Genomic DNA, 19,300 nt, shown 5'->3' with positions numbered 1-19,300 from the left:
ATAGACTGAATTATTAGCTTATATTTTTTATTTGGTTTTTATGATCAATACTGATTTAACTATAACGTCAATAATACTGACTTAATTACAGAACCAATAATTACGGCGCCAATATAGTCAGTAAGCGGCTGGTGTAGTCTTTGGCACGTAGGTTACGCTGGGCATGAGTCAGTTCACTGTTTTTATTGAATACAAATGCCGAACGTACAAGGCCTAGCGTAACTTTGCCGTACATATTTTTTTCTTTGATAACATCAAAATACTGGCATAGCTTTTCATCAGCGTCACTGATGAGTGGAATCTGTAAGTCATATTTGTCGATAAACTTTTCATGAGATTCAACACTATCACGAGAGACGCCGATGATATCATAGCCCAATTCATCGAAGTCATGAAGGTGCGAGGTAAACTCTGTTGCCTGTGTGGTGCAGCCTGGTGTGTTGTCTTTGGGATAAAAATAAAGGATAAGGCCTTTATCGGTATTGGCGACCATTTCTTTTAAATTGATTTCATCATGGATAAAGTTACCAGCAAGCTTGCGTACTATGGTTACTGGAAAATCAGGTAGGTGAATGGTTTCTGTTGTTGGCTTAGCCATTATAAAATCCTTATTAGTTTTAGTTATGTGTATCGGCTTAATGATGGTTCTATTTATAGTGTTCTTATTATAGGCAGATTAGTAGAAATAAATAATCAGTTTTACACTTTGCCCATTCATTGGCAACAAAAAAGACTGGCAATAGCCAGTCTTTTGTATATCAAACGATTAGAGGTTACGCAGGTTTTTGCGGCTTCTTCAAATCTAAACCAACGGTGCACTGTTGCAAATCTTTTTGCATCGCTTTCACATATGGCAGATTAGAAGGGTCTTTCTTATCTTGTGCGTAGCTTTCGATTTCCCACATTTGACCGATAGTCATGTTGCTGCGCACACCAATAGTACAGTTACATAGTTTAGTTGCGTTGCTTTTGTCAGCGACTTTGTATTTGACTGCGCCATTGACACATGAATTGATATTATCTTGCTTAATGTCAGCAGCGTTGGCTTGTGGCATGGCAAACAGGGCCGCTAAGGCTAGGGGTAGTACTGGCAACAACTTCATAAATTTCCTCTTACGGGTAGCGTCAATTTTTTATCTTTTGCTCAATGCAAAGTCAACTCATCAATATATGAGTGACCGATATCGTCAGTTACATCTTTCGATAAATATAATCGTTCATACGATAGCAAGTATGTCGATTAGAATACAAGAACGACGTGCTGTGTTAATGCAAGCGAATGTTGCGCGAATGTTGATGGGTATCATCATTTCACGCAGCGTTTAGCGTTAATACATAGTTAGCTTTATATGATTTGGGTACAAGATAGGCGAGTAAACGTAATACAAGTAGTAGACTAAGCGCGCCTGATACCGTACCCAACTTATATAGGACTGACTAAAATTAATTAAGACTGATAATGAGTAGGGTCGGTTACGCCAGCTTGGGCAAAGCCTTGACGACGTAATGCGCAACTATCACAAACACCGCAAGCAAGACCATTGGCATCTGCACGATAACAAGAAATTGTCTGTCCGTAATCAACACCTAATGACAGACCAAGCTCAATAGTTTGGGCTTTTGATAATTGCTGCAATGGCGTTTGAATCGATAAGCGATGACCAGTAACACCCGCTTTTGTCGCGAGATTGGCCATATGTTCAAAGGCAGCTATATACTCTGGGCGACAGTCAGGGTAGCCCGAGTAATCAACTGAGCTGACACCGATGACGATATGGTTGGCATCAGCGACTTCGGCGACTGCTAACGCGTATGATAAGAAGATAGTGTTGCGCGCAGGCACATAGGTATTTGGGATAGCATCGTTATCGATTTCATCGCGCTTTTTGCTAGGGAATTTGTCCGAATCACCGTCTGGCACGATCATACTGTGATCTGTTAGCGATGAACCACCCAGTTGTGCGATATCAATATCAATGATTCTATGATTGACGCCTGCTGTCTCAGCGATAGTTTTTGCGGCGACAAGTTCACTATTATGACGTTGACCATAGTTAAAGCTGACAGCTGTCACTGATGCATAGCGTGCTTTTGCCCAATATAAGCAAGTCACCGAATCGAGACCGCCTGATAAAAGGACAACCGCATTTTGGCTTTTGGTAAGAGCAGCTAAGTCAGCATCTAATGCTTGATCGGAGGTGTTTTGCAAAGTAACGTTAGTCATAGTGATATCTATTATTGGTTTACGAAAACGGCTATTTTAGCAAAAATACGCCTACTACAGAACCACGAAGCGACCAATCACCCGTCACTAAGCTGCCAAAGCAAATTTAAACAGCATCGTAATAAAATAAAGTCGGTATTACTGTCATCTTTTCAATCTGTTAGCAATATTTGTTATAATCGCAGCTTTTAAAGCATCCGTCACGCGACCTCAGTGACAATGCTTTAAAAGCCTTATTGCAAATCGCTTTATAGTAAAATCACCCTTATAAAGATATTGAGTAACTTATGACCGCAGCAACCTTATTTACGCCAAATATTCCTTCTCAAGCTAATGATGTATCTGATGCAATGAGCTTTGATAGTCAGGCTTTGGAGACCGATACTGATAGTAGAGAGTACGATGACGTCTCTGAAGATGGCAATGATGAGGGCATGATTGACGCGCAGTTTGCAGATGCGCAAGCACCTACTGAATCAGCGTACTTTCGTAAACTACAAAAGAAGCTGCGTCGCCAAGTCTCTTGGGCAATCCGCGATTTTAATATGATCGAAGATGGCGATGTGGTGATGGTCTGTGTTTCGGGTGGTAAAGACAGCTATACCTTACTCGATATTTTATTGCTGCTAAAACGCATTGCACCGATTCATTTTGATATCGTCGCGGTCAATCTCGACCAAAAGCAGCCAGGCTATCCAGAAGATATTTTACCTGCGTATCTAAACGAGCAGGGCATCGCCCACTATATTTTAGAAAAAGATACTTATAGTATTGTCAAAAGCGTAGTGCCAGAAGGCAAGACTTACTGCTCTGCGTGCTCTCGTCTGCGCCGCGGTTCACTATATGGCTTTGCCAAACAAATTGGCGCGACTAAGATTGCCCTTGGCCATCATCGTGACGATATGCTGGCGACCTTCTTTTTGAATTTATTCCATGGTGGTGCGCTCAAATCCATGCCGCCCAAGCTACTGAGTGATGACAAGCAAAATATGCTGATTCGCCCATTGGCTTATGTCGAAGAGAAAGACATCATTGAATATGCCACATTAAAGGAATTTCCAATCATTCCTTGTAATCTATGTGGCAGCCAGACCAATCTACAACGCGCCATCATCAACGATATGCTCCGTGAATGGGATGACGCTCACCCGCAGCGTCTGGCTTCTATCTTTAAGGCAATGCAAAACGTAGCGCCATCACAGTTAGCTGATCGTGAATTGTTTGATTTTGAAACACTCAGTCTTGATCGTGATAATGATGAGCGTTTATTTGAAGGCGACAATATTCAAGCTGGGCAGACGGATAGTTTGGCTGAGATTGGTTTACCTGTATCGCCAAGGACGCAAACGTTCAATCCTAAGTTTGCTAGTGACAAGCCTTATTCGACAGAGACGGATAAAGCCGCGCAAAACGAGCGTAAAGCACAGAAAATTCCAACGATTAATCCTGTGATTTAGTAATTGAAAAATTAGTACGATATTAAATAGTACCTATTAATTAGTAGAATACTAAATAGCTCAAAAAAAACCAGCCGATCTCTGACGAATGGCTGGTTTTTTTATGTCTAGATGCTACTAACAATATTAACTTTTAGCGAAAACTGGTAGTGGGTCAAAACTGACCTTTGAACGAGGCAGTTTCGCGACATCTTGCATACGCCAATCATCTTTACCATTGTTGCTAACCTGTAAGTAGTACTTGGCTTTCACAGGATCGATATCGACTTGGGCGCTGTATTTATTGCCCTCAACATGCTTAAGGACAACATCGCGGTCTTTTTTGATATCCGTTGCATGAGAAATAGAAAGTTCCAACGTATCAGGATAGGTAAGTGGTGTGCCGTTTAGCAGCTTGCCTGACTGGACGCTTTGCTCGGGATAGTTGAGATAAAACACAATATCACCATTTTCTGCAAACTGCATTTGTCCATGCAAGTCTAAGTCATACGTGAGCTTATCACGAGACACATCGTGATAGAGCGTTTTGCCATCCATATACCAGTCGTCACGTACCACGCTATCACGGATCTGATAAGAGTAATAAACAAACCAAATACAAGCGATCACGACCGCAGCAGGCATGCCAATCACAAAGATAACGACCATGTAATTTTTATACCATGGCTGCTTATCTTGATGTTTAAAGTTCGGTGCTGGAGTAGACATAAAATACCTATGCATCAGATACGCATTCAATAGATAGCTGTTCATTAGACATCTACAAATAGTATCAACGGATAATTTGGCGGCTAAGCGCTACCAGTTTAATGGTAAAACATTTATTCGATAGTCTTTAGCTAGAATAGTTATTTAACTACTTGCACTAACTACAGACGACCGAATGACATACATGAAATTAAATAATGGGTATATTAATTGTTTACTGACCTTGGGTCGTAAAGATATTTTGCTTACTTACCTTGTACTTGCCGTTTTCGCTGCTCACATTTAGCGTGACAGGCGTTTGGCCAAACTCTATCACATCAGGATCGCCATAAATACTGACTGGCATATCAAAGCTTTCGCCAGCTTCTAATGGTACATCATTAAAGCGTAGCTCTAAGCTCAGCCCTTTTTGCGGTGCAAGCGTTATCGTATAGGTATGAGCATCCTGTGTCTTATTGGTTAGCTTGACGATATAGCTGTTTTCGATCATGCCTTGATTGTTGATAGACGATAACTGATTGCGGTCACGGCGGATATCAATTTCCAAGGGCACGCGATCGGTTAACGCATATATAACGCCGCCACATAGTACGGCTAATAATGTCAAATAAGCAAATAGTCGTGGGCGCAGTACGCGGCTGGGCTCTTTTTCTGCTAGCTGACGTTCGGTCGTATAACGAATCAGGCCACGCGGATAGCCGACCTTGTCCATCACTTCGTTACAGGCATCGATACAAGCTGCACACTGGATACAGGCAACTTGTAAACCATCACGAATATCGATACCAGTAGGGCAGACCTGTACACACATCGTACATTCAATGCAATCGCCTAAATGCTCTGGGTTTGTACCTTTTTTACGGGCACCGCGCGGCTCACCACGCTCATAATCATAGGATACGATCAATGTGTCTTTATCAAACATCACACTCTGAAAGCGGCCATAAGGACAAATCTGTACACACATCTGCTCACGCATGTAGCCTGCATTGGCATAAGTAGCAAAGGTAAAGATAAACATTGAGACCCATACCCACGTTGGCCAGTCAGGGAATGGAATTACTCCTATTGACTGCCAGCTGTGATATAGAGAATCTGTCCCCGCCACATAACTGACAAAGGTCGCTGCGGTAATCACAGAAAGCAAAAACCAAATTGAATAAACAACCGAACGCTTGAATACTTTGGTCGCGCTCATCGGTGCTTTATCAAACTTGATACGCTTATTACGATCGCCAATCACCCACTTTTCAACATACTGGTATAGATGCGTCCATATCGTTTGAGGACAAGCATAACCACACCAAACGCGCCCTGCATATACCGTCACCATAAACAGCGTAAACGCGGCAATAATGGCAAATGCAGCAATAAAATAGAAATCTTGCGTCAAAAATGTCATGCCAAAAATATAGTAATGCTGTGATGGCACATCAAACCATATCGCTTGTCTATCATTATAGCGCAGCCATGGCAAAAGTAAAAAAGCCGCCAAAAGGGCATACATCGTGATGACACGAATATTTTGATAAAAACCTGTGACAAACCTCGGATGCACACGATGCTTGGTTGCATCAAGATCGACTTGTTGTACAGGAATTTTATTGGGTTGTTGTGCTGACATAAACGTGCCTCTTTAAAAAAAGAATCAGTCTGCTGGCATGATGAACAAACACCTCTAGCGTCGAGGTATATGAGTGTATGATGTTATCAATGTCAGTAAATAGCGGATAAAAAATTCGATAAAAAACTTTCTAATCTGCTTACCAAATGATCGATTGTAAATGTAGTCGGTTCAACATAATTTTGATACAAGCAAAGGTACTACAAGTAGTAGGCTAAACAAGCCTGTATCTGATTTATATGAAATTGACTATCGTGTTATGTGATTGAGTCAGAGCGATATAAAGTCATGACCAATAGACTATTTTAAAAAATAGCTATTCTAACATTCTCCCTGCTAATAATGGGGTGATAATCATAAAAAGCAACGAATATATGAGAACGTTTTCTAGTATTTATAGCCGTTCATCATTGTCATTTCTACATGAAAATCACTACCGCTATACGCAAAAGGGAGAACTGCAATAACAGTTCTCCCTTCATTAAATCTCGTCCATATTCAGTACAATAACAACGTATTAGTTAGCAGTTGCTTCTTCAGTTGCTACAGGCTGAGTAACAGCAGTAACTGGTGCTGCTTCAGGTGATTTGCCTGTTTTATCTGATAGTGAGTAGATATAAGCAGCAAGTAGCATGATACGCTCATTACCTAGCTTAGTTTCCCACTGAGGCATAACGCCAGCACGGCCATAACGTAATGTATTACGTACAGTCTCACGCTCACCGCCATATAACCAGATATTGTCAGTCAAGTTCGGTGCACCTGCTGAAATCATACCTTTACCGCTTTCAGAGTGACAAAGTGCACACTGTTGCTTAAAGATCGCTTCGCCTTGATTAACCAAAGTTTGATCAAGTTCACCGTTACTCTTACTACCGTTGTTTGGAGATAGTGACAATACATATTCAGAAGCTGCACGTACACCGTCTTCGCCGATCTGATCACGCCAAGCAGGCATACCGCCGATACGACCATTGTGTAGCGTGGTCAGAATGTTGCTAGCTTCGCCGCCATATAACCAATCATTATCTGTTAAGTTAGGGTAGCCTGTCGCACCTTTGGCGTTAGAGCCGTGACATACAGAACAGTTCTGTAAGAACAAGCGGCTACCAACTTTTAAAGCATTTGGATTTTCAGACAGTTTTTCGACATAAGGAGCAAGTTCTGCAACTTTTTCGTCAATTTTAGTCTGTAGATCTGCTGGTGGGTTTTCGCTACGACGCATGGTCGCTTGTAACTCGTTTAGCGTACCAAGTGTCGCAGTCGCACCTGCAGCATCTGCTTTTACCAAAATGCTTTTTTCAAAGTTATCGGTAAATACTTTGTTGTTACTTTCAAGCTCACTGAACAACTCGTTTTTAGAGGTCCACGGTACAGTCTCACCGTCAACTTCTACGGTGGCGATACCTTTCCAATGTGCTGGGAACATAGCTGGAAAGAATACCCAGTACGCCACACCCCAAACGATTGAACCAAAAAATATCACCAACCACCATTTAGGAAGTGCTTTGTCGTATTCTCGGATACCATCGTATTCATGACCAGTGGTACCGTCTTCCTCAACGTCTGGTTTGTATTTTAGTACAAACAGCAGAACGCCAAGAATAAAAAGCCAGCAACCGAAACTGATTAGCGTGATCCAAGAACTCCAAAAAAATGTCATCATTTATCCTTATTGCGCTGCTCTTCAGACAGAGATTTTATATCCTCGTCATCAAGCGCAAGTTGTGCATCTTCTTCGAAGCGTTTTTTGTTTTTTGGCGAATACGCCCACCATGCAACGCCTACGAAGGCAATAAAGGCAGAAACGGTCGCAATTGTTTGTAATTCACCAATACCCATTAGCGCTGTCCTTCCATTGCGGTACCTAACTGCTGTAGATAGGCGACCAAAGCGTCAAGCTCAGTAGCGCCAAGCACTGCATCTGGAGCGCCTTCAATGTCTTCTTCAGTATAAGGAACACCGAAGCGATCGCGGAATAGACGCATTTTAGCTTGAATGTTTTCGCCATCTACTTCGTTAGTAGCCAACCAAGGGAAACCTGGCATAACTGACTCAGGCACTAGCGAACGTGGATTGATCAAATGTTGCTTTTGCCAATCTTCAGAATAACGGCCACCAACACGTGCTAAATCTGGTCCAGTACGTTTCGATCCCCATAAGAATGGATGATCCCACGTCGACTCAGCGGCACGTGAATATGGTCCATAACGTTCAACTTCTGCACGTAGTGGGCGAACCATTTGAGTATGACAAACGTGACATCCTTCACGGATATAAATATCACGACCTTCAAATTCAAGCGCTGTCCAAGGCTCCATAGCGGGAAGGGGAGCGTTCACCCCACCTTCTTCAGGACCCTTGTTGTCATAGATCAATGGCACGATTTCAACTAGCGTTGCAAAACTAATAGCAATCACGATACCAATGACTAACAAGCCTGTATTTTTTTCAATAATTTCATGCGGTGTACCAGCCATGATCGCTCCTTATACGTTAGCTGTCGAAGGTTTTTCGACACTAGGTTCATGATCCGTTGGATCAGCGACATCTACAGGCTTACCTTCTGGCATTTTGAGTGTTTTATAGCAGTTATAAGCCATTACAAACATACCCGATACATATAAGAAGCCACCAAATGCACGGCCAATATATGGGAAATGCGAGAATTCAACAGTATCAACGAAGCTATATACCAAAGTACCGTCTGGGTTAGTAGCAAGCCACATCATGCCTTGGCCAATACCTGAGATCCACATAGACACGATATAGAAGATCGTTCCTGCAGTCGCTAGCCAGAAATGCGTGGTGATTAAGCTGATAGAGTACATCTTCGGTTTGTTATAAATACGTGGTAGCAGTACGTATAGCGAACCAATAGTAATCATACCAACCCAGCCAAGTGCGCCTGAGTGTACGTGACCAACTGTCCAGTCAGTGTTATGCGATAGCGCATTCACTGTTTTGATAGACATCATTGGGCCTTCGAACGTCGACATCGCGTAGAACGACAATGCAACAATCATAAAGCGAATGATCGGATCGGTACGCAGCTTATCCCAACTACCTGATAGCGTTAGTACACCGTTAATCATACCACCCCAAGATGGTGCGAATAGGATGATTGAGAAGACCATAGCAAGAGACTGCGTCCAATCAGGAAGCGCTGAATAATGCAAATGGTGACCACCAGCCCACATATATGAAGCAATCAATGCCCAAAAGTGAACGATAGACAAACGATAAGAATAGATAGGACGGCCAATCTGTACAGGAACGAAATAATACATCATTCCAAGGAAGGCTGCCGTTAAGTAAAAACCTACCGCGTTATGCCCGTACCACCACTGCACCATCGCATCAGTTGCACCGCCAAATAGCGAGTAAGATTTGAACGCACTAACAGGAATCGCCATGCTGTTTACGATGTGTAGTAGTGCAATCGTAATGATGAAGGCGGCAAAGAACCAGTTAGCCACATAAATATGTGAGGTTTTACGTTTGATGAGTGTACCGAAAAATACGATGGCATAAGAAATCCATACCAAGGCAATTAAGATATCGATAGGCCACTCAAGCTCAGCGTATTCTTTACTTGAAGTCAAACCTAGTGGAAGCGTGATGACGGCAGCAACAATGACTGCCTGCCAACCCCAAAAGGTGAACCAAGCCAAGTACGGCGCAAATAAGCGCGTTTTACAGGTACGCTGAACGATGTAGTAAGACGTTGCGAACAGGGCAGAACCACCGAACGCAAAAATCACCGCATTGGTATGCAGTGGTCTTAAATGACTAAAGGTCAGCCATGGAATGTCAAAGTTGAGTGCTGGCCATGCTAACTGTGAAGCAATGAACACACCAAGACTCATGCCGACGATGCCCCAAACGACAGCCATGATCGTAAAAAATCTTACGACAGTAATTTCATACTCACGGTCAACTGGGGCGACTGCTGTGTTTTGTAAACTCATTGGATGATTCCTTTACAGCCCGAATTATCAACAGAATTAACCAACAATCTATGCTGTCTGCACTATAAATACTCTCAAATTCATATTTATACTGGTGCCAACACATGTTGTTTTTTGACTTACTTAGCGCAATGACATCATTAAATATCGATTCAGGCCCTTGCTGTCTATCAGTTAATACTAATAAATAGAAATAGGCACTTCATGCACCTTACTCAAGGTCAATCGATAATAGGATTGTTAATAGATCATCAAGGTAAATAAGAAGACGCGCCGTTTTGAGCATCAAACATCTCATAAGGCTAAATATGTATCTTAATTATTACGAAAAAATCTGTACTAATGAAGATAGATACCCATATCTATAGGGCTATTAAAACGCATTGACCATAGATGTATGCTAGCGGCGGCTGACAAAAAACACGATTATGTAATGTTTGGTTAAAACTCCCGACTCTGTTTAAGGGTATTGTAACGCAATCCTAATTAAATATCATCAGAACTATGCGCCAAAATACAAACTCTTTGGTATAAATGTTAGCGAGCAACTTATTATTGCTGTGCTACTCCTCTATTTTATACACAATTTTGTCACTATTCTAGATGCTCATTTTGATTGAATAGGGGAAGCGCTCGCTAGATATAAGCGTAGGCTTGGAAAGAAGTTTTGTAACAATAACATTGCTGAGCCGATAAATAGGTTTTACTTCTTATCAAGTCGCCCTTTATAATGAGGCTGAACGTCATTAATGGCTATGTATTGCATAGGTCTATTGATAGCAATCATTTTAATAATTCTAATAGTTAGGCCAATATTGCCTCAAGGGTATTGGTCTGACAGAATATCAATTAAGGATAATATAATATGGCAGTTTTTTTGACAGATGAATGGTTTGAGCAAGTAGAAAAAATGGGCAACGAAGCAGGTGAGTTAAACTTACCGCCAGTACTTGCCAATATGGTCGTCAACCTAAAAGTGGCTGAAGCTGATAAAACTATCGAAGCCAATTTTGCAAATGGTTTGCTGCATCGCGGCTTAAACGATAATGCAACGACGACGCTGCTATTAGATCGCGATATCCTACAGTCTATCATCACTGATTTTGATACCAATCAAATCATGGGTGCATTTATGAGCGGTAAAATCCGCGTCGAAGGCGATATGTCACAGCTAATGGCAGTACAGACTGCACGTCCAAGTGCAGAGCAAAAAGAGCTATATACTCGCATCAAATCAATGACTACGATGGCTTAATCGTCTATTTATACGATTTTTACGCCATGTTTTTGCGTTGTAAGTCAGTAAGACATAAAAAAGCCCCTAATTCATATTAGGGGCTTTTTTATTGGGTAATCAAATAATTAATAGCATAAAAAGCCGTAGAAAGCTTCTCAAACAGACTAGCTAGCTTTTGATTGCTGCGTCGCATTTGATTGGTTTTCTTTGTATATTGCTGCTTGTAGCCATACGTTTGCTTGGACGTAGTCATGTACTTTGATGCTATTAGTTTCAGCAGTATTGAGCGCACCGATACGCACTACAAAAGGATCTGCATCTTGCTCACGTAGCGTCACCACATCAAACAATATGATAGATTTACCATTAAATACGGTTTCTTGCTTGCCAAGTACTTGACCCTGACACCAAGCTTCATCTTCTTGTCCTAGCGTATCGCCAAACAAGTAAGCACACATATGGCCTAAGTTGATCTCGACAGGTGCCATTTGTTCTTTGGTTTCAGGCTTCCATTCACTGATTTGCTCTTGCAGGTCATCAGGGATTTTTCCGTCATTTGCAGCCACGATGTCGTTAAAGGCACGGTGATAACGGATAGACTCTTGGTCTTCGACCATGATGACTTCGTTTTGCTCGCTTAGCTTAATTTCGTGCGCCCAAGCACTAAAGTTCACATAGTAAGAGGTGTCGCGTTGATATAAATGGCGGTTGGTAGTATAGAGCTGATCAAACGCATAAATAATGCTGCCATCAGCAGTACGTAAGCGCAACACTGCATCGTGCGAGTTGTCATTGGCGATGACACGCTCAATTTTGCAGTTCAATCCGTAAGGACTATCGACACAAGGATAGGCGTTGATAAAGCATTCTGGCTTACCATCTTTCATCGCGAGCACTTGATTAATATGACATGGCTGATCTTCTGATAGAAGCAGGCAACTGTCTTTTGCACTGACGTTATTGTTCAGGCCTTTAGGCATCGCGGCGACTTCGATCATTTTTTGTAGCCATTCAGGCACATCATGACTCATATCATCGGTCAGAATACGCCAGTGATCGGCGTGACCTGCAGACTGCTCATCGGTCAATATGATCTTGGTAGGAGATTGAATGTTTTTGTATTGATAATTTATGGTCATGAAAATACTCAAAATTAAGTCAGCGTGAGGTTTGTATCTAATACTATATTTGCTTGTGTACCATCCAACCTTTTAAATGATTGGTTTATGATGGTCAGCGATATTATCAGTAAATAGCGAGTAAACCTCAATGAGGGGTTAATGACAATTGTCTTTAGCATATAATATATAGGTATTGGTACAGCTAATAGCAAGCCCCCTATAAAAAATAATAACAAAACCCAGTTTTTTGGTAAAAAATACTCTCAGTTGTTGCTAATGACTGGCACATATCAGCTAGTTTGTGTCAAACTAGCTCCCTTTTGACAGCTGTTATTGGCTCGTCTGACACCCTGTTTTTGTGTTTGATTTATATGTGAGTAGTAGCAACTGTATGATGCATTTACTACTGCTCGTTATGCAACCTATATAAAGTCGCACGTAGATAAGATAAAGAGTTTGAATATGTTTCGTCCTTTAGCGTTATTTATCGGCTTACGATATACCCGAGCAGAACGTAGTAATGGCTTTATCTCCTTTATATCACTCATCTCGATGATTGGTCTGACGCTTGGGGTTGCCGTATTGATTACGGTGCTATCAGTGATGAACGGCTTTGACCGTGAACTGAAAACCCGTATTCTGGGAATGGTACCGCAGGCTACTGTGGTCTCATCAGAAATTATTGGCGACTGGGAACAGCTAGCTGATCAGATCAAGGAAGACCCAGAAGTGGCAGCTGTGGCACCATTCATTCAACTGCAAGGGATGCTGACATCAAATGGTCAGGTCGCAGGTATCATGGTGACAGGCGTCGAGCCTGAATACGAAAAAAACGTCTCCATCATCAATGAGCACATGATTGAAGGTAGTATTGATACCCTGAAAAGTGGTGACTTCAGTATTGTGTTGGGCGAGGAGATGGTGCAGTCTTTGGGTCTGCAAATAGGGGATAAAGTGACGCTAGTATTGCCAGAAGCGTCACCATCACCAGCAGGCGTGATACCGCGGTTTAAGCGTTTTACTCTGACAGGTATCTTTACGATCAGCCCAGAAGTAGACAGTCTCATGGCGTTTATCCCGATGGGAGATGCGGCAAAATTACTGCGTTTGCCAGAAGGCGCGCAGGGCGTACGCATGAAGCTTAACGATATCTTTACTGCGCCGATAGCTGCGGAAAAAGCGGCTGCTATCGCACCTGAAAAGCTATATCCAAATGACTGGACACAGACGCATGGCAATCTGTTTGGGGCAATTCAAATGGAAAAAGCCATGGTCGGCCTATTGCTATTTTTGATTATCTTAGTTGCCGCTTTTAATATTGTCTCAAGTCTGGTCATGCTAGTGACCGATAAAAAAGCAGATATCGCAATCTTAAAAACCTTTGGTGCGTCTCCTCGCTTGATTACGCAAGTCTTTATGGTTCAAGGTGTGGTCATCGGTGTCATCGGTACTATCGCTGGTACGATACTGGGTGTGATATTTGCGCTTACGGTCAGCGATATTTTAGGCTTTATTAACCAAGCCTTCGGCCTGAACCTATTTGATGCGTATTTTGTCAATTACTTGCCATCGCAGCTGCGTTTGTTAGATGTGGTATTAATCACAGGTGCATCGTTTGTATTGAGCTTTTTGGCAACGATTTATCCAGCGCGCCGAGCGGCTAAGATTCAGCCTGCTCAAACGCTACGCTATGAGTAATCGCAAACGCCTAAACATCGAAATAAATACCGAAATAAATAAAATAAAGGAAGCGCTATGTCTGCCATTTTAGAGGCGACCAATATCAATAAGATATATGATGAAGGCGCGGTCAGTACACAAGTATTGACTGGTCTTGATCTGACTGTTCATGCGGGTGAGCGCATCGCTATCGTTGGAACCAGTGGTTCAGGTAAAAGTACGTTGCTACATTTGCTTGGTGGTCTAGATACGCCAACCAGTGGTGAGGTTTGGTTGCATGGTCAGCTATTAAATAGCATGAATGAAACTGAGCGTGGAGCTATGCGTAACAAGCATTTGGGTTTTATTTATCAGTTTCACCACCTGTTGGCAGAGTTTACAGCAATCGAAAACGTAGCTATGCCATTGCTCATGCGTCCAGAAGTATCAACGACTGATGCTCGTAAGCAGGCGGTTGAGATTTTGGAAAATGTCGGTCTTGAGCATCGTTTGATGCATAGACCAGGTGAGCTATCAGGTGGCGAGCGCCAACGTGTAGCGATTGCACGCGCGCTAGTGACTAAGCCATCGCTTATTTTGGCAGATGAGCCAACAGGTAACTTGGATTATGACAATGCGCAGAGCGTATTTGGCCTGTTGTCAGAATTACAAAGCACCATGCAAACGGCGCTACTTATGGTAACGCATGATCGCAATTTAGCTGCTCTTGCTGACCGTCAGTTGTTGCTACGCAATGGGCATTGGGAACAGTATTAATAATTTTTTATATTAGGTCGAAAAACTGACCGAAACGCCATCTATTGGCGTTTGTTATGGATGTGGTGGCTGCCATATTGAAGAGTTATTGTTGTATTATTAAGAAAGTATATCATAGAAACTAGCGATTAAGCGGTTGTGAGCCAGCCGCCTTATCTATTTTATAAGGATGCGTAAAATGCGTGAAGATGATAATCCAATTGCGGCTTTTGGCAGTGCTGAAGAGGGTGATGAGCCGTTAAAGCCTTACATCGATCCAACTTTGTTTGAAACGCTTGATAGACAGGCGCAAACGGAGCTACTAACACCTGTATTTGATGCCATTACTTTAGCTGGGGTTGATTACGACCTAAAAGTTCAAGACAGCGCGACAGGTAAGCGTTATACGCTCTGCAAAAATGATGAAGTCATTGAGATCGTACCGATGGATAGCAATTTCACTGACAAAGTTTTGAATGCTATAGAGAACAGTAAAGAAGAATGAGCTTTGCTAGCTTAGTTTAGCTAGGGCGTAAGCGTTATAGCCGTGTAATAAAGATAAATTGCCTTATGACTTGTCAGATTCGTCAGAAGGTTTTTGCTGACGTTTCTGCCAGCTCGCCACGGTCTTATAACGCCAAATGGCCTTAAATGCCAAACCGCAAATAAGACTGGTGACCACAGCTAAAATCGTTAGACCGATACAAAATGCAGCAAGCGATACGGTACCGCGATAAGTAATGAACGGATTGGCACCGTTTGATAATGCCCATAAGCTAAAATCCGCAATCATTCTACCGATGAATCGCAAGCTAATCACAGGTGCATCAATGATCTTTGCACCGATATAATATCCAGCATAAAATATTGGCAAGCTAGTGACTGGATTGGTAATCCATGTCAAACCAAGCGCCATAGGGACATTGGCACGAAAAATAAGCGAGCCAATAAGTGCCAGTAACATCTGTCCTGGCAGCGGAAAAAATGCACTTAGTACACCGATATAGACGGCCTTATTTAGGCTGTGTCGATTGAAATGCCATAACCTTGGATCAGCTAAGTGCGGTGCAAACAGCTTTAAAGTGCGACTTTCTAAGATTTTCTCTGGTGTAGGAAGTAGGTCTTTTAGACGTTTTTGGGGCACAGGATCGCCTTTAATCATTAACTACAGTCTACTCAATGGTATTGAGAAGCTGGTATAAAGTAATATATGGTGAGTAGGATAAAGGTTAGAACACACAGAATGGTGGTGTCAGATAGTTACCACCTAATACGTTGCCTCAGTATAGGGTAATATAAATATAAATGCTATTGCATCACGTGCCATTTGCTATAGTAAGTCACCATATTTGGCCGAATAATATTTAAGTCATCAAGCAAGGAGTGCTGGTGTACTGGTTGATTGGTAGCCTCATAATTATAGTTATGATGGGCGTATTGGCAGTCGCAGATAATGTGATATTGCCAACTGACTTGTCTTTGCTAGATATGATTGATCCATCCAATCTGTCTTTGGCGCTGACTATATTTGCCACGATTCTGCTGGCATCTGCTCAATTCAACATACCCTCGATAGACAGCCACAGCGCTGATAACAACACCTCTAACAACGCATCTCGTCATACTAAACTTCCTTTCCGAATTATTAGATACTTAGTCTTAGCTTTGTTAGCGACTGTGTTAGTGATAGGCAGCGCACTACAAGCTTTGGTTACTCATCAACAAGCAGAAACCACTGAAATAATTGCTCCTATACGAGTACAAGCATTCGTGCGTATCGAAGGGCTGAGCGACAGTGTTTATGATGCCGCGACAGACAGCGGGTATCGCCAAGTAGCGGTGATAACGAACATCACTCCGTTAGTCGCTAAGCTAACGCCCCAAGAGTTAGCAACTAAAACATCCGACTACTTAGATGCAAATAAAAATAGCCTAAGCACTAATTCCAATGAAGTTCATATCAGAGTCAGCGAACACCGAATCTTACTTAACGCCTATCCAAAAAAGTCTGCAAATGATAGCCAGTTTGCAGCCTTAAACGATTTGCAGCCCGGTGATGAGATATTCATGAGCCTAGCACTGGCGCCGTTGGCTACTTCTGAACAAGCAGTCAATAACCCTACTGGCTTTGACAGTTATCGCTGGTTACGAGGTCGGCATATTGATGGCGTTGCAAATATTTTGGCCGTTAGCCCTACATTGGTAAATAGTAGCGAAATTAGCAATGAAATCAGCGCTGAAAAATATTCGAAGCAGTCGCTAGACTCTGATTCATATTTTCAGCGCTTTCGTACTCGTATTGATCAAGGGCGTTGGCGATTACGACAGCATTTCTATCAAGACTGGTCAGCACAAACGACAGCAGAGCAACAAGTAAAAGCCGTGACATTAAGTCTGCTCACGGGTGATCGTAGCTTGATTAATCGTGATACTAAGGACTTATATCAACTGGCAGGTATCTCACATCTGCTCGCTATTTCAGGCACGCACGTACTGTTTTTAGCTATTGTATTGGCAGGCATAGTTGTACTGCTGTTTGATCGTAATTATTCAGCGATTTATCGTCGCATTCCGCGCTGGCAAGTGCGCTGGTGGGTAATGATTGGCGCCGCTTTTATTTATGCGCTATTTACGGGTTTTGACGTGCCTGCTGCTCGTACGGCTTGGATGTTATTAGCGATTGGATTTGTCAGATTAACATTGCTCCCTATCAGTACGATGCGTGTGCTATTGGCATTGGCTATATTGATGGCTTGGCGTGACCCTTACGTATTATGGCAGGCGGGATACTGGCTATCTTTTATTGCAGTGGCGTTATTACTCAAGTATGACGATAAATCGTATGAGCATCAGACTACTGCTACAACGAGTTTATACGATGATAAGCCGTGTGCTCATATCAATAGCGCGCTATCTAGCCGTGTTTGGCAAATGGTTAAGCGTGTATTTAAATTACAGTTTTGGCTGTTTCTTACTTTATTACCCGTTACGTTGCTTTTATTCGGTAAGGTGTCGTTATGGGGTCTTTTTATCAACTTATTTGCCATTGGGCTATTCGGTTGGGTGATTGTACCGCTCAATTTATTAGCCGGACTGTGTTACCTACTGGTGCCGAGTATTGCTGATATTCTTTGGGTAATTATTAGTACGATAGTTGGTCATCTACATGATTTAATGAGTTGGCTGACGTCATTGCCAGCGCTATCGGATGCGTGGCTCTATACACCAGTTAATATCGCGATACTATCGATGGCTTTGCTAAGTGCATTGCCTTGGCTGTTGCCACGAGGGTTACTTAGCCGTTGGTTGACGTTGCCACCATTAACGTTGCTGATGATGACGGTGTATGCTAATCAGCAGTCATTCGTCACGATGCCGACCCTATATATTTTGCCGACAGGTGATTCGTATATAACGGCGGCATTGCTACAATATCCTACCGTCAATGAAAACAGTACCAATTGGTTGTTCTTAGCTGATCATAGACCAACCTCTACACGAACGATGCCAAGTAGCCTGACAGCAGACAATTTATCTGAAAATTTAAAGCAGCAACTGGGTAGTTTATCTGTCGATAAGTTAGAGAGTATTGTCGTACAGAGTAGCAGTGACGCCCTGACTGATACGTTAATTCCTGACGATAAGAATACTGCTAATACCAAAAATTCTGAACTACTACCGATGACCGTTGCGCAATTAAATAGTCGTTTATCCATTAGCCAATATTGGCAAGCAGGGCGCTCTGATCGTTGGTCTGAATTTCAGCAAGCCTATAAAATAATTAGGCAATCTGAAAATACGCCTACTATCAGTGCCCAACGTTGTGAGCAAGGTAAAACATGGCGGTCGGCCAACGATGAGTTGTCAGTACAGGCCATCACTGGTTGGACCAAGATAGGTGACACTAGCGTTTGGGATTGTACGATTGCTCTTGATACTAACTTGCCTATACGAGTTCTGAGATACAATGCGGCAGATCCACTCAATTCGTTACCTGCCAATTCGCCTGTTAGCCCTCAAGCGCAAATAATCACCAATCAGTTAACTGGCAAACAGTCAGAGTCTTTCCAGTCGCGTTTGATTTTAAATGCTGATACTCATCAACGCGTTTGGCAAATGTGGTCATTACTATGTTCAGCTGAATCGAATAATGATGACATGCTATTCGAAAATACACGTTGGCTTGGTCATAGTGCTTCGCAGATTACAGGCGATGTCATAGGCCGTCAGGGAATCGATGAAGTTATAACCTATGATAATAACCCTTTAGAAGCGGCATTATCGCTAAACAACTAAATCGCTAAGCAATATTGATAGCATTCCCAATGTCAAGACTACTAATCTTCAAAAGTAAGGCTTATATTATCAGCGTTACAATATAGTGATATTTCACAGTTATACTATTGAACCATTATCAAAATACCACCATACTTAGCAGCCTATTAATACAGGTCACTGACTATTAACACAGGTCACAGATACTGTGAGACAGTATCAGTCAGGTATACACTACCGCTTTAACTGTATTTCTCGACAACCTCAT

17 protein-coding genes are annotated in these 19,300 nt (G+C 42.3%); 6 read left to right on the top strand and 11 right to left on the bottom strand.

Features of this window, described 5'->3' with window-relative positions; all coding sequences use genetic code 11:
• Positions 1–100 precede the first annotated feature (100 nt).
• The 3 genes from ACIGBM_RS07065 to queC form a co-directional block, all read right to left on the bottom strand.
• Positions 101–598 (bottom strand): peroxiredoxin, encoded by a 498-nt coding sequence (locus ACIGBM_RS07065; protein ID WP_160020998.1) that lies wholly within the window; start codon positions 596–598, stop codon positions 101–103.
• Positions 599–773: 175 nt separating this feature from the next.
• Positions 774–1,103 (bottom strand): hypothetical protein, encoded by a 330-nt coding sequence (locus ACIGBM_RS07060; protein ID WP_057760815.1) that lies wholly within the window; start codon positions 1,101–1,103, stop codon positions 774–776.
• A gap of 344 nt (positions 1,104–1,447) precedes the next feature.
• Complete coding sequence (gene queC / locus ACIGBM_RS07055) at positions 1,448–2,224, bottom strand: 7-cyano-7-deazaguanine synthase QueC (RefSeq protein ID WP_394123749.1); 777 nt, start codon at positions 2,222–2,224, stop codon at positions 1,448–1,450.
• A 350-nt stretch (positions 2,225–2,574) separates the two neighbouring features.
• On the opposite strand from queC, the gene ttcA reads away from it, so the two are divergent.
• A complete protein-coding gene (ttcA, locus tag ACIGBM_RS07050; protein ID WP_397477360.1) occupies positions 2,575–3,681 on the top strand; it encodes a tRNA 2-thiocytidine(32) synthetase TtcA in 1,107 nt (368 codons plus the stop codon).
• 126 nt (positions 3,682–3,807) lie between these two features.
• Here ttcA and ACIGBM_RS07045 read toward each other — a convergent pair whose 3' ends face one another.
• From ACIGBM_RS07045 to ccoN, 6 genes are all read right to left on the bottom strand, one after another.
• Positions 3,808–4,389, bottom strand: a complete 582-nt coding sequence (locus ACIGBM_RS07045; RefSeq protein ID WP_397477249.1) for a FixH family protein — start codon at positions 4,387–4,389, stop codon at positions 3,808–3,810.
• 214 nt (positions 4,390–4,603) lie between these two features.
• Positions 4,604–6,013 carry a cytochrome c oxidase accessory protein CcoG gene (gene ccoG, locus ACIGBM_RS07040; RefSeq protein WP_397477248.1) on the bottom strand — a complete coding sequence of 470 codons (1,410 nt, stop codon included), beginning with the start codon at positions 6,011–6,013 and terminating at the stop codon, positions 4,604–4,606.
• A gap of 517 nt (positions 6,014–6,530) precedes the next feature.
• Positions 6,531–7,676: a c-type cytochrome gene (locus ACIGBM_RS07035; RefSeq protein ID WP_397477359.1), complete on the bottom strand. Its 1,146-nt coding sequence runs from the start codon at positions 7,674–7,676 to the stop codon at positions 6,531–6,533.
• Positions 7,676–7,855 carry a CcoQ/FixQ family Cbb3-type cytochrome c oxidase assembly chaperone gene (locus tag ACIGBM_RS07030; RefSeq protein WP_057760804.1) on the bottom strand — a complete coding sequence of 60 codons (180 nt, stop codon included), beginning with the start codon at positions 7,853–7,855 and terminating at the stop codon, positions 7,676–7,678. Before ACIGBM_RS07030 ends, ACIGBM_RS07035 begins: the two co-directional genes overlap by 1 nt.
• Entirely contained in the window at positions 7,855–8,493 is a 639-nt protein-coding gene (gene ccoO / locus ACIGBM_RS07025; protein ID WP_057760802.1) for a cytochrome-c oxidase, cbb3-type subunit II, read from the bottom strand. Before ccoO ends, ACIGBM_RS07030 begins: the two co-directional genes overlap by 1 nt.
• Before the next feature lie 9 nt (positions 8,494–8,502).
• Positions 8,503–9,984: a cytochrome-c oxidase, cbb3-type subunit I gene (gene ccoN / locus ACIGBM_RS07020; protein ID WP_201567458.1), complete on the bottom strand. Its 1,482-nt coding sequence runs from the start codon at positions 9,982–9,984 to the stop codon at positions 8,503–8,505.
• Positions 9,985–10,849: 865 nt separating this feature from the next.
• On the opposite strand from ccoN, the gene ACIGBM_RS07015 reads away from it, so the two are divergent.
• Positions 10,850–11,239, top strand: coding sequence for an SCP2 sterol-binding domain-containing protein (locus ACIGBM_RS07015; protein ID WP_057760797.1), 390 nt, complete (start codon positions 10,850–10,852; stop codon positions 11,237–11,239).
• 146 nt (positions 11,240–11,385) lie between these two features.
• Here the strand turns inward: ACIGBM_RS07015 and ACIGBM_RS07010 are convergent, their stop codons facing one another.
• Positions 11,386–12,360, bottom strand: a complete 975-nt coding sequence (locus ACIGBM_RS07010; protein WP_397477247.1) for a hypothetical protein — start codon at positions 12,358–12,360, stop codon at positions 11,386–11,388.
• Positions 12,361–12,804: 444 nt separating this feature from the next.
• On the opposite strand from ACIGBM_RS07010, the gene ACIGBM_RS07005 reads away from it, so the two are divergent.
• The 3 genes from ACIGBM_RS07005 (at position 12,805) to ACIGBM_RS06995 (ending at position 15,262) form a co-directional block, all read left to right on the top strand.
• Positions 12,805–14,040: a lipoprotein-releasing ABC transporter permease subunit gene (locus ACIGBM_RS07005; RefSeq protein WP_102092330.1), complete on the top strand. Its 1,236-nt coding sequence runs from the start codon at positions 12,805–12,807 to the stop codon at positions 14,038–14,040.
• A gap of 57 nt (positions 14,041–14,097) precedes the next feature.
• Entirely contained in the window at positions 14,098–14,778 is a 681-nt protein-coding gene (lolD, locus tag ACIGBM_RS07000) for a lipoprotein-releasing ABC transporter ATP-binding protein LolD (RefSeq protein WP_057760792.1), read from the top strand.
• A 178-nt stretch (positions 14,779–14,956) separates the two neighbouring features.
• Positions 14,957–15,262, top strand: a complete 306-nt coding sequence (locus tag ACIGBM_RS06995; RefSeq protein ID WP_057760791.1) for a hypothetical protein — start codon at positions 14,957–14,959, stop codon at positions 15,260–15,262.
• Positions 15,263–15,325: 63 nt separating this feature from the next.
• Here the strand turns inward: ACIGBM_RS06995 and ACIGBM_RS06990 are convergent, their stop codons facing one another.
• On the bottom strand, positions 15,326–15,901 hold the full coding sequence (locus tag ACIGBM_RS06990; RefSeq protein ID WP_224737720.1) for a DUF2062 domain-containing protein: 576 nt from the start codon (positions 15,899–15,901) through the stop codon (positions 15,326–15,328).
• Positions 15,902–16,146: 245 nt separating this feature from the next.
• Between ACIGBM_RS06990 and ACIGBM_RS06985 the strand changes: the two genes are divergently transcribed.
• Positions 16,147–19,053: a ComEC/Rec2 family competence protein gene (locus ACIGBM_RS06985; protein ID WP_397477246.1), complete on the top strand. Its 2,907-nt coding sequence runs from the start codon at positions 16,147–16,149 to the stop codon at positions 19,051–19,053.
• Positions 19,054–19,300 lie beyond the last annotated feature (247 nt).

The organism is Psychrobacter sp. NPDC077938 (assembly GCF_044542635.1).
Classification (GTDB): Bacteria; Pseudomonadota; Gammaproteobacteria; order Pseudomonadales; family Moraxellaceae; genus Psychrobacter.
The sequence above is the reverse complement of the archived record's forward strand: the minus strand, read 5'-3'. Positions and strand labels throughout refer to the sequence as shown.